This is a genomic window from Roseateles sp. P5_B10 (assembly GCF_056400485.1).
This window is the reverse complement of the sequence record NZ_JBFULE010000118.1, coordinates 1-11,120: the sequence shown is the minus strand read 5'-3', so window position 1 is coordinate 11,120 and position 11,120 is coordinate 1. Positions and strand designations below refer to the sequence as shown.

Annotated in this window: 13 protein-coding genes; 6 read left to right on the top strand and 7 right to left on the bottom strand. The window is 68.4% G+C overall.

Annotation, left to right across the window (positions count from 1 at the left end; translation table 11 throughout):
• The 5 genes from AC1DU6_RS10515 to surE form a co-directional block, all read right to left on the bottom strand.
• Positions 1-273 (bottom strand): TRAM domain-containing protein (locus AC1DU6_RS10515; protein WP_477857070.1); only part of this gene is annotated, 273 nt, incomplete at its 3' end.
• Positions 274-304: 31 nt separating this feature from the next.
• Positions 305-1,315 (bottom strand): RNA polymerase sigma factor RpoS, encoded by a 1,011-nt coding sequence (gene rpoS, locus AC1DU6_RS10510; RefSeq protein WP_457324657.1) that lies wholly within the window; start codon positions 1,313-1,315, stop codon positions 305-307.
• Positions 1,316-1,360: 45 nt separating this feature from the next.
• Positions 1,361-2,233, bottom strand: a complete 873-nt coding sequence (locus tag AC1DU6_RS10505) for a peptidoglycan DD-metalloendopeptidase family protein (protein ID WP_477857068.1) — start codon at positions 2,231-2,233, stop codon at positions 1,361-1,363.
• Positions 2,234-2,296: 63 nt separating this feature from the next.
• Complete coding sequence (locus tag AC1DU6_RS10500) at positions 2,297-3,100, bottom strand: protein-L-isoaspartate(D-aspartate) O-methyltransferase (protein ID WP_477857066.1); 804 nt, start codon at positions 3,098-3,100, stop codon at positions 2,297-2,299.
• Complete coding sequence (surE, locus tag AC1DU6_RS10495; RefSeq protein ID WP_056195417.1) at positions 3,101-3,844, bottom strand: 5'/3'-nucleotidase SurE; 744 nt, start codon at positions 3,842-3,844, stop codon at positions 3,101-3,103.
• Positions 3,845-3,935: 91 nt separating this feature from the next.
• Between surE and AC1DU6_RS10490 the strand changes: the two genes are divergently transcribed.
• Positions 3,936-4,913 carry an NADPH:quinone oxidoreductase family protein gene (locus AC1DU6_RS10490; RefSeq protein ID WP_477857064.1) on the top strand — a complete coding sequence of 326 codons (978 nt, stop codon included), beginning with the start codon at positions 3,936-3,938 and terminating at the stop codon, positions 4,911-4,913.
• A gap of 104 nt (positions 4,914-5,017) precedes the next feature.
• Positions 5,018-5,761, top strand: a complete 744-nt coding sequence (locus AC1DU6_RS10485; RefSeq protein ID WP_056195409.1) for a LuxR C-terminal-related transcriptional regulator — start codon at positions 5,018-5,020, stop codon at positions 5,759-5,761.
• Here AC1DU6_RS10485 and AC1DU6_RS10480 read toward each other — a convergent pair.
• Together AC1DU6_RS10480 and AC1DU6_RS10475 are read right to left on the bottom strand one after the other, a co-directional pair.
• A complete protein-coding gene (locus AC1DU6_RS10480; RefSeq protein ID WP_056197162.1) occupies positions 5,741-6,439 on the bottom strand; it encodes a glutamine amidotransferase in 699 nt (232 codons plus the stop codon). The two genes, AC1DU6_RS10485 and AC1DU6_RS10480, sit on opposite strands and share 21 nt — an antisense overlap.
• A gap of 22 nt (positions 6,440-6,461) precedes the next feature.
• Positions 6,462-7,010: a carboxymuconolactone decarboxylase family protein gene (locus tag AC1DU6_RS10475; RefSeq protein WP_056195406.1), complete on the bottom strand. Its 549-nt coding sequence runs from the start codon at positions 7,008-7,010 to the stop codon at positions 6,462-6,464.
• Between the two features lie 99 nt (positions 7,011-7,109).
• On the opposite strand from AC1DU6_RS10475, the gene AC1DU6_RS10470 reads away from it, so the two are divergent.
• From AC1DU6_RS10470 to AC1DU6_RS10455, 4 genes are all read left to right on the top strand, one after another.
• Positions 7,110-7,964, top strand: coding sequence for an AraC family transcriptional regulator (locus tag AC1DU6_RS10470; protein WP_457323275.1), 855 nt, complete (start codon positions 7,110-7,112; stop codon positions 7,962-7,964).
• 13 nt (positions 7,965-7,977) lie between these two features.
• Positions 7,978-8,316: a hypothetical protein gene (locus tag AC1DU6_RS10465; RefSeq protein WP_457323274.1), complete on the top strand. Its 339-nt coding sequence runs from the start codon at positions 7,978-7,980 to the stop codon at positions 8,314-8,316.
• A gap of 72 nt (positions 8,317-8,388) precedes the next feature.
• Entirely contained in the window at positions 8,389-9,756 is a 1,368-nt protein-coding gene (locus AC1DU6_RS10460; RefSeq protein ID WP_477857060.1) for a TolC family protein, read from the top strand.
• A gap of 14 nt (positions 9,757-9,770) precedes the next feature.
• Positions 9,771-11,120, top strand: a 1,350-nt coding sequence (locus tag AC1DU6_RS10455) for a multicopper oxidase family protein (RefSeq protein ID WP_477857059.1), incomplete at its 3' end; no start/stop codon positions are given.

The following is an 11,120-nucleotide window of genomic DNA, read 5'->3' as shown; positions in this document are numbered from 1 at the left end:
GGCCTGCAGATGCTGCATCTTGCAGCCGCCGCAGGCGCCGGCGTGCAGGCCGRAGTGCGGGCAGCCCGGCGTCACGCGCAGCGAGCTTTCCTTCTTGATTTCGGTGAGCTGGCCTTGCTCCCAGTTGTTCTTGCGGCGCGAGATCTGCGCCTTCACGATCTCACCCGGCAAGGCACCGTCGATGAAGACCACCTTGCCCTCGGCGTTGTGCGCCACGCCCTGCGCCTCAAGTTCGATACTTTCGACCTTGAGCCATTCCGTCGTCTGATTCATCCCCGGATTATCCGAGGTGCCGTCGAGGGCTCTAGAAGATCGAGTCCCGATCCACGCCGTGGCGCATCATGTTGCGCTTGAGCTTGGCCAGCGCCTCGATCTGGATCTGGCGGATGCGCTCGCGCGTCAGCTTGAGGCGGATGGCCAGCACGTCCAGCGTCTCCGGTTCGCGGTCCGACAGGCCGTAGCGGCCCGACAGCACCTCGCGCTCACGGTCGTTGAGGCTGGCCAGCCCGTGCTGCAGCAACTCCTCGACCTCGTGCGACAGGCGCAGGCCCATCGGGTCGATAGCCTGGTCGTCGGCCACCAGATCCAGCATGGACTCGCCGCCCTCGCCGTTGCGGTCCACCGGCGAATCCAGCGAACTCGGCAGCTCGGCATAGGCCAACAGCTCGGCCACCTCGTCGACCGGCCGGCCCAGCGCTTGGGCCACGTCCTCGGCGCGCACGCGGCCTTCGGAGCCATTGGCGCTCTGCAGGGCCTCCAGCGCGCGGCGCGCCTTCAGCACCTGGTTGAGCTCGCGCACGATGTGCACCGGCAGCCGCACCAAGCGGGCCTGGTGCATCAGCGCGCGCTCGATGCTCTGGCGTATCCACCAGCTCGAGTAGGTGGAGAAACGGAACCCGCGCTCGGGCTCGAACTTGCCGATGGCGTGCATCAGGCCGAGATTGCCCTCCTCGATGAGATCGCTCATCGGCAGGCCTCGGCCGAGGTAGTTCTTGGCGATGCTGACGACCAGGCGCAGGTTGTGCTCGATCATGGCTTGGCGCGCATCGAAATCACCCGCRCGCGCCGCAACGGCCGTGTCGAATTCCTGCTGAGGCGTCAGCAGCGGCGTGCGGCGGATGTCGCGCAGATAGGCCTGCAGCGCGTTGCCGAGCTCGACCTCGTCGCCGCCATTGCGCAGTGCCCGGCCGTCTTCTTCGCTGACGTCTGAAACCGGCTCGGCATCACCGCTGCCCCCGTTCAGCGCCGACAACATGACAGCCGGCTCGCTGCCATTGCCACCATGTCCATTGAGCTTGGGCGCAGCGCGTTTCATGACGTGATCGCTGGCCCGATGCATGACTGTTGGCTGGCCGGCTTCTCAGCGCGGCGGCAGCAGCTTGGCCGGATCGACAGGCTTGCCGAGCTTGCGCACTTCAAAGTGCAACTTGACGGTATCGCTCTCGGTGGAACCCATCTCGGCAATCCTCTGACCCTTGCGTACGGTTTGGTCCTGCTCGACCAGCATGGCCCGGTTGTGGGCATACGCTGTCAGGTAGGTGCTGTTGTGCTTGATGATGACCAAGTTGCCGTAGCCGCGCAACCCCGAACCAGCGTAAACAACGCGTCCATCGGCGACAGCCAGCACCGGGTCACCCGGCTTGCCTGCAAAGTCCAGACCCTTGTTGCGCTGCTCGTCGAAGCCGGCGCTGATGGATTGTGCGACCGGCCAACCCCAGGCCATGCTGTCGTCTTCCGATGCGGCCGGTGTGGGCGTACTGGTGGACGAAGCCGTCGGCGCACTCGCGGCAGCGACCGGCGGCTTGGCGTCCAGCGGCCGCGACTCGACCTTGGCCGTGCTGGCGATGGGCTTGGCCGTCACGGCGCTGGGGTCGACACCTGGAGGCACGACGCGCAGCACCTGCCCCACCTCGATGCGGTTGGGGTTCTCCAGGCTGTTCCATTTGGCCACGTCACGCCAGCTCTGGCCATTGTCCAGCGCGATGCGGATCAGCGCGTCACCCGGCTTGACGGTGTAGTAACCGGCTTTGCCGGCGTTCTCAGCACCCGGCAGCGGCGGCTTGGCATCGGGCGCGGAAGCCGCCGACGCGGCGGGCGCCGGCACCACCGCGGCCGTGGCGGGCTGCGGGTTGCGGTCCTCGACCGGTGCGGCACGATGCAACGACGTGCCGCAGGCGCTGAGCAGCAGCGAGGTGGTGATGGCAGTGAATAAAAGGCGCAGGCTTGAGGGCATCGTGTGGCTAGAGCACGTTGGAAGGCCGACCCGATTGTGTGGCGCGGTGCGCCGACGGCCCCGTCAGAGGACGCCGGATTTTAAGGGGACGAACAGCACGGCTTCATGCTCGTTGCGCACCCAGCGGCYGACGCCCGCCTCGACGACATGGTCGAGCACCACCAGCACCTGGCCGCGGCCGCTGGCCGCCGTCGGGGCGATGAGGCGTCCGCCAGGGGCGAGTTGCTCGGTCCAGGCGGCGGGAATGTCCTCGCCGCCCGCCGCAGCGATGATGCAGTCGAAAGGCCCGCTGGCTGCGTGGCCCAGGCGGCCATCGCCCCAGATGAGGCGCGGCACGCGCGGCAGCCCCACGCGCTGCAGATTGACTTTGGCCTTGTCGTGCAGACCCTGCAGGCGCTCGATGGAGGTGAGCTGTCGCGCCAGCAGCGCGATGACGGCTGCTTGGTAGCCGCAACCCGTGCCGATTTCCAGCACACGGCCCAGCGACCCGCGCTGACGCGCACCAGCGCCGGCCATCAGCAGGCCCAGCATGTGGGCGACCACCGAGGGCTTGGAAATGGTCTGGCCGTGGCCGATGGGCAGGGCCGTATCTTCATAGGCCTGGGCAGCCAAGGCGCTGTCGACGAATTCATGGCGCGGCACGGTGGCCATCGCGGCGAGCACATGCTCGTCGAACYTCCCCTCGGCGCGCAGCCGGTCCACCATGCGCTGGCGCACGGCGCCGCTGTCCAGCCCGGTGCCGCTGGGGCGCGCCAGCCGGGCCGCGTCCCGCGTGGCCTGATGCAGATGGCGCTGCGGCATCAGCAGTTCACGCTGCGGTGACGTGGCCGACTTCAGGCTGGCCGGGAAGCGCTTGGGTGTAGACATTCAGAGACCGAGGCGCTGCGCCCAGGCACCGAGAGACGAATGTTCGGTCAGGTCCACCTGCAGCGGCGTGATCGACACCTGGCCGTTGGCGGTGGCGTGGAAGTCCGTGCCCTCGCCGGCGTCCCGGGCGTCCCCGGCCGGGCCGATCCAGTAGATGGTCTCGCCGCGCGGGTTGATCTGCTCGATGATGCCTTCGCTGGCATGGCGCCGGCCCAGGCGCGTGATCTTGCGCGGCAGGGTGTCGGCATCGGCCCGGTTGGGGATGTTGACGTTGAGCAGGAAGCCCTGGCTTAAGCCCCCGGCAATGACCTGCTCGACGACGCTGCGCGCCACGCGGGCCGCGGCCTCCAGCTCGACCCAGCCCTTCTCGGCCTGCGAGAAGGCGATGGACGGGATGCCGAACAGATAGCCCTCGGTGGCGGCGGCGACGGTGCCGGAATACAGCGTGTCGTCTCCCATGTTGGCGCCGTTGTTGATGCCCGAGAGCACCAGGTCGGGCCGGTAGCCGAGCAGACCGGTCAGGGCGAGATGGACACCGTCGGATGGCGTGCCGCTGACATAGCGGAAACCGTTGGCGGCGCGGTGGACATTCAGCGGCCGGTTCAGCGTCAGCGAGTTGGACGTGCCGCTGGCGTTCTGCTCGGGGGCGATGACTTCGATCTCGCCCAGGCCTTCGCAGGCTTTTACCAGGGCCGCGAGGCCCGGTGCGAGGTAACCGTCGTCGTTGGAAATCAGGATGCGCATGGGGCCAATTGTAGGGAGAGCGTCACCTGCGAGACCGGGTGTAACCACCTTGATTCCTATCATCGCCAATTCACGAAATCTGGAGACGACGATGAAGGCATGGCTCTGCGAGAACCCGGTGGGCGTCGAGGCGCTGCAATGGCGTGAACTGCCCGCTCCCGCTCTGCCAGCGGGCCAGATCCGCGTGGCTATCCACGCCGCCAGCCTGAACTTTCCTGACCTGCTCATCGTGCAGAACAAGTACCAGATGAAGCCGCCCCTGCCCTTTGTGCCAGGCACGGAGTTCTCGGGCGTGGTCACCGAGGTGGGCGAAGGCGTCAAGGGCTTTGCCGTGGGCCAGCGCGTCGCGGCCTTTGGCGGCCTGGGTGGCTTTGCCACCGAGGTCTGCATCCCGGCCGTGCTGGCCATGCCGCTGCCCGAAGCTTTCAGTTTCGAGGACGCCGCGGCCTTCATCTGTACCTGTGCCACGAGCCACCACGCGCTGGTGGACCGCGCAGCTCTGAAGCCCGGCGAGACCGTGCTCATCCTGGGCGCGGCGGGTGGCGTCGGCACGGCCGCCATCCAGATCGCCAAGGCCGCCGGGGCGCGGGTCATCGCCGCGGCGGGCAGCGATGCCAAATGCCTGGCCTGCAAGGCCCTTGGCGCCGACGCGACCATCAACTACGCAACGCAGAACCTGCGTGATGAATTGAAGGCCCTGACCGAAGGCAAGGGGCCCGACGTCATCTACGACCCCGTTGGCGGCGACCTGGCCGAAGCGGCCTTCCGCTCCATCGCCTGGCGCGGCCGCTACCTCGTCATCGGTTTTGCGCAGGGCCAGATTCCGGCGCTGCCGCTGAACCTGGCGCTGCTCAAGGGCGCGTCCCTGGTCGGCGTGTTCTGGGGCGAATTCGCCAAACGCGAGCCTGGGCATAACGCCACGATGCTGGGAGAGTTGGCGGCCTGGTACGCCGCGGGCAAGATCAAGCCGGTGCTGGACCGGGTGCTGCCGATGGAGGAGTTGCCTGCCGCCTTCGCGCGCATGGCGGCCCGCGAGGTGGTCGGCAAGTTAGTTCTTACCAATTCGTGAAGCCTGAACCGGGGGCTTGGACTAGGGCGATCCACCGGAGCTTCTAGGGGGCGGTGCGCTACATTCTCGACGGTCGAATCGACAGCCGCTGCCCGCCACGCGCCATGACCGTCAAAGTTCTCATCATCGAAGACAACCCCGTTGCCCGCAGTTTCCTGTGCCGCGTGGTGCGAGAGAGCTTCAGCGACGCGATGGAGCTCACCGAAGTCGGTGACCTTGAGAACGCCCGCCGCCAGGTGGCCAAGCTTTCAGGTGGCAACCCGGAGATCAGCTTCAAGCTCATCCTCGTCGACCTGGAACTGCCCGACGGCAACGGCATGGAGTTCCTGACCGAGCTGGCGGGATCTCCGGCCATCAAGATCGTCACGACGCTGTATTCGGACGACGACCACCTCTTCCCGGCCTTGCAGTGCGGTGCCGACGGCTATCTGCTGAAGGAAGACCGCTTCGAGGTGCTGGTGGAGGAGCTGCAGCGCATCGTGCGCGGCCAGCCGCCGCTGTCACCCGCCATCGCACGCCGCCTGCTGTCTCACTTCCGTCCCGGCTCCAGTGACAGCGGCACCATGCCGCTGAACTCGGGCTTCGGCTCACTGTCGTCCTCGCACGCGGGCTTTTCCAACAGCCGCAGCGTCGCCCTGGACCCGCCGCCCGAATGGGAACGCCTGACGCCGCGCGAGAGCGAAGTGCTGACCTATCTGAGCAAGGGCTTCACGATCAAGGAGATCGCGAACCTGATGGGCATCAAGTGGTTCACCGTCAACGACCACATCAAGAGCATCTACAAGAAGCTCAACGTGTCCAGCCGTGCGGAAGCGGCGGTGCTGGCGTCAAAGCAGGGCCTGGTCTAACCAGCGGTCCATCAGCCGCTTCAGGGCGGCTCGCAATCCTTCAGATTCGCGCGACATCGCGGCGCGAAGTTCATTCGGCGTGATGCCGGCCTGCGCCAGCTCGTCGATATGGCCGATCAGCCATTGCTCGAAGCGCTCGGGCGCGACCTCGGGGTGGAACTGCAGGCCCAGGGCCCGGTTGTGCGGCGCGAACGCCTGGTGAGGGCAGACGGTCGTCGCCGCCAGTGACACCATCCCGGCCGGCAACTCGAACTGATCGCCGTGCCAGTGCAACATGGGTTGATCGCCCAGCTCGACCAACGCCGTGCCCTGCCCCGCCGCCGTCATGGTCAGCGGCGCAAAGCCGATCTCCTTGACGCCCATCGGCTTCACGCGCGCGCCCAGGGCTCGGGCCATCAGCTGCGCGCCCAGGCAGATGCCGAGCAGCGGCAGGCGTGAGTCCAGTCGTTGGCGGATCAGCCCGACCTCGTCGACCAGCCAGGGGAAACGTTCCTCGTCTTCCACGCTGATCGGCCCGCCAAGCACGACGAGCAGATCGATTGCATCAAGATCAACGGCAGCGAAGTCGTCGACGCCGGCCTCGTGATAGCGGACATCGAAACCGCGTGAAAGCAGCACGGGCTCGATGAGACCGAGGTCCTCGAAGGCGAGATGGCGCAGGGCCAGGGCGGTTTTCATCTGCGCCATCATCGCCTCTCGATCAGACAGCCGAGCGCAGCTTCACGCTCGGGAAATCCACCGGCACCGCAAACGCGACGTTCACGTAGTTGGTGAACAGGTTCAGCGCCACGTGAGCCAGGATCTCGACGATCTGGCCGTCGCCAAACCCCGCCGCGCGCACGGCTGCCACATCGGCATCACCCACCTGGCCGCGCTGCTCGACGAGTTGGAGCGCGAAGCGCAGCGCCACCGCCGTCGCCGGGTCGGCCGACTCACCAGCCTGGGCCGCGTTCATCTCGGCAGGCGTCGCGCCGGCCTTGCGGCCCAGGGCGGTATGCGCGGCCAGGCAGTACTCGCAGGCATTGCGGTCGGCCACGGCGACAGCGATCTGCTCACCAAGCTTGGCCGGGATGGCCCCGCCACCAAGAGCGCCAAAGAAGGACCACATGGCCTGCAGCGCCGCAGGCGAATTCGCCGCCGCGCGGAACATGTTCGGCGTCGCGCCAAAGGCGCCGTGGATCGCGTCCAGCGTCGCGCGGGCTGCGGCGGGGGTGTCGGTGGCAGAGACAAGGGGAACGCGGGAGGTCATGGTGTCGCCTTTCGAGGGCAGTGGATGAAGGCCTCCACTGTCGTTGCCAGGCAGGAACGATAGGTATCATTTCATCCAATAATTCAACCCATTCGTACCGTGACTGACAGCCCGCCACTGGACCGCCTGAGCCCGCTGTTCGAGCGCTTTCGCGTGCGCGCCAGCCTTTTCCACGCCGGGCCGCTGTGCGGCGTGACCCACTTCGATGCAGGGCCCGGCCGCGGTTTCCTGCATGTGATGCGCAATGGCGAGATGGAGGTGAGGCATGCCCGTGCGACCGGCCTCATCGAACGCCTGTGGGTGCGCGAACCCAGCCTGGTCTTCTACCCGCGCCCGCTGGCGCACGACTTCCACAACGCGCCGACCGAGGGCTCGGACTTCGTCTGCGCAACCCTGGACTTCGAGGCCGGCCACCCACTCGTGCAGGCGCTGCCGCCGCTGGTCGTGCTCCCGCTGGCGCAGGTGGAGGGCATTGACGCGACGCTGAAGCTGCTGTTCGGCGAATCGGAGCACGTGCGCTGTGGTCAACGCCTGCTGGCAGACCGGTTGTTCGAGGTGCTGCTGCTGCAACTGCTGCGCTGGATGCTGGACCAGCGCGACGCGGCCCTGCCCTTGGGCCTGATGCGCGGCCTGGCGGACGCGCGCCTGGCCCGGGCGCTAACGGCCCTGCATGCCCGGCCGGGCGAGGCCTGGAGCCTGGCAGCCATGGCGACCGAGGCTGGCATGTCGCGCAGCCGCTTTGCCGAGGCGTTTCGCGACGCCCTGGGCCAGACGCCCGCCGGCTATCTCGCCGACTGGCGCCTGGCCATCGTCCGCGCCGAACTGCGCGCCGGCAAGTCCTTGAAGACGCTGGCGGCCGAGCTGGGCTATGCGAATGCCTCGGCCCTGAGCCGGCTGTTCGCGCAGCGGCATGCGGGCACGTCGCCGCGGGCCTGGCTTCAGCAGCACGGGTAGTAAAGTGCCGCAGATGCATCGCGTCGGTCGCTTCGTCCTGCTCTGCCTGCTGCTCGTGCTGCTGCCCCTGCGCAGCCTGCTCGCGGCCGGCCAACTGGGCTGTGAGCCGGCACCGGTGCCCATGCAAGAGCAACACGCCGGCCATGACCACCAGAGCATGCATGGCGATGCCCACAACCACGCGGCCAAGCCCTGCAAGCTCTGCGCGCCCTGTTGCCTGGCGGCCGCGCCGCCGCCCGTGCTGACGCTGGACACGCCGCCTGCCGCACCGGCCCTGCGCGTCGCCCAGGCGCCGGCCGAGCGTTGGGCTGGCGTCGTGCCGCCACTGCCCGACCCGCCTCCCAGGGGCTGAGCTTCTCTTCTCCGCTGTTCCCACCGCTGCCAAGCGCGGCGGGCGTCTTCGCACCGCCCCGAGAGGCCCTGCATGCATCCCCTGCCCTTCGCCCGCACCTGCGGGCTCGCGCTGCTGACCGCGCTGACTGGCTGCGCCACCGCGCCCCCCGACAGCATCGCCCCCGTCTCCAGGCTGACCGAGCCACACACCGCCCAGCCACTGTCGGCCACCCTGCCCTCTGCTCACCAGATTGACGAGCGACTGCGAGAACCGCTGACGGCGGATGCCGCCGTGCAGCTCGCGCTGCAGAACAATCACGGGTTGCAGGCCCGGCTGGCACGCCTTGGTGTCACCGCTGCCGACGTCGATGCGGCCGGCCGCCTGCCCAACCCAGGCTTTCGCTTCAGCCGCCTGACGCGTGGCAGCGAGGTGGAACTGGAGCGCGGCTGGCATATCGACCTTGCGCGCCTGCTGACCCTGCCGCTGGTGCGCGCCGCCGAGCAGCGCCGCCTGCAGGCTGAGCAGCAGCAGGCCGCCGCCGACACGCTGGCCCTGGCCGCCGACACGCGCCGCGCCTGGGTACGCGCCGTCGCGGCCGAGGAGGCCCTGGCCTACCGCCGCCAGGTGCGGGAAGCCGCCGAGGCCGGCGCGGAACTCGCACGCCGCATGCAGGTCGCCGGCAACTTCAATGCCTTGGCGCGGGCCCGCGAACAAGGCTTCGAGGCCGACGCCCGACTCGCCTTGGCACGCACCGAGGCCCAGCGGCTCGCCGCACGCGAACGCCTCGTGCGCCTGCTGAGCCTGGAGGACGGCAGCGCACTGCGCCTGCCGGAGCGCCTGCCCGACCTACCAACCACGCCGCGAGAGCAAGCCGGCATCGAAGCGCAAGCCCTGGCCCAGCGCCTGGACGTGCAGGCGGCGCGGCTGACTCTGGAGCAATCCGCGCGCCAGCTTGACCTTGCTCGAATGACGCGCTGGGTGTCGATGCTGGAGCTGGGCACGGTACGCAACTCGTCCAACGAACAGCCTACCCAGCGCGGCTGGGAGGTGGCGCTGGAGCTGCCGCTCTTCGGCCCCGGCCCCCAACCGAAGGCTGAGGCGCTGGCCCGCGAAGCCGCACATGTGGCCGCGGATACAGCCATCCAGGCCCGCTCCGAGGCCCGCGAGGCGTACGGCCTCTACCGCAGCGCCTTCGATGTCGCCCGCCAGCACCGGGACGAACTGCTGCCGCTGGCCCAGCGCGTCTCCAGCGAACAGCTGCTGCGCTACAACGCCATGCTGATCGGCGTCTTCGAGCTGCTGGCCGATGCTCGCGCCCAGGTCGCCGCCGTCAGCGCCACACAGGAGGCGCTGCGCGATTTCTGGGTCGCCCAGGCCGACCTCGACCAGGCCCTTGTCGGTCGTGTCGCGCCAGCCCTGCCCCAGGCCGCCGCAGCCCCCGCCGCGGCAACCCACTGAATCCCGAGGATCCCATGCTCAATCGACGCTCCCTGCTCGCTGGCACCTCGCTGGCCGCGGTGTCCACCGTGGCGCTCGCGGCCCTGCCAGAACCCGTCATCCAGACCTCGCCCGACACGCAAGCGCCGCTGGTTCCACGCAATGGCCGCCCCTACAACCCCGTCGTCACGCTGAACGGCTGGACGGCGCCATGGCGCATGAACGCCGGCGTCAAGGAATTCCATCTCGTCGCCGAACCCGTCGTGCGCGAGATGGCGCCGGGCTTCACCGCACGCCTGTGGGGCTACAACGGCCAGAGCCCCGGGCCGACMATCGAGGTCGTCGAGGGCGACCGCGTGCGCATCTACGTGACCAACCGCCTGCCCGAGGCCACCAGCATGCACTGGCACGGCCAGCGCCTGCCCAACGGCATGGACGGTGTCACGGGCCTCACGCAGCCTCCCATCCCACCCGGCAAGACCTGGGTCTACGAGTTCATCGCCCGCCGCCCCGGCACCTTCATGTACCACCCGCATGCCGACGAGATGGTGCAGATGGCCATGGGCATGATGGGCCTGTGGATCACGCATCCCAAGGCGAAGCACCCGCAGATCGCCGACGTGGACCGCGACTACGCCTTCCTGCTCAATGCCTATGACATCGAGCCCGGCAGTGCGACACCGAAGGTCATGACCATGCTGGACTTCAACCTGTGGAGCTGGAACAGCCGCATCTTTCCGGGTATCGCGCCGCTCGTCGCGCGCCAGGGCGACCGCGTGCGCATCCGCATCGGCAACTTGACGATGACCAACCATCCCATGCACATCCATGGTCATGAGTTCGAGGTCACCGGCACCGACGGCGGCCCGGTGCCACGCACGGCGCGCTGGCCCGAAGTGACAACCGACATCGCGGTCGGCCAGATGCGCCAGATCGAGTTCATCGCCGACGAGGAAGGCGACTGGGCCTTCCACTGCCACAAGGCTCACCACACGATGAACGCGATGGGACATGACGTGCCAACCATGCTGGGTGTGGATGCGAGCGACCTGGAGGCCAAGATCCGCAAGCTGGTGCCGGGCTATATGGCCATGGGCCACAGCGGCATGCACGAGATGACGGAGATGAGCATGCCGGGGCCGGAGAACACCGCGCCCATGATGGCCGGGGACGGGCCTTTCGGATCGATAGCGATGGGTGGCATGTTCAGCGTGCTCAAGGTCAGGCGCGGACTGAAGCGGGGCGACTACAGCGACCCGGGCTGGTTCCCGCACCCCGCCGGCACGCTGGCGCGCGAAGTGGGTGACGCGCCGCCAGCGGCCACGGCGCCCGGCGCGGCCCCCCAGGATGCCCAGGTGCAGGTGCGCAAGCCCGGAGGGCACCAC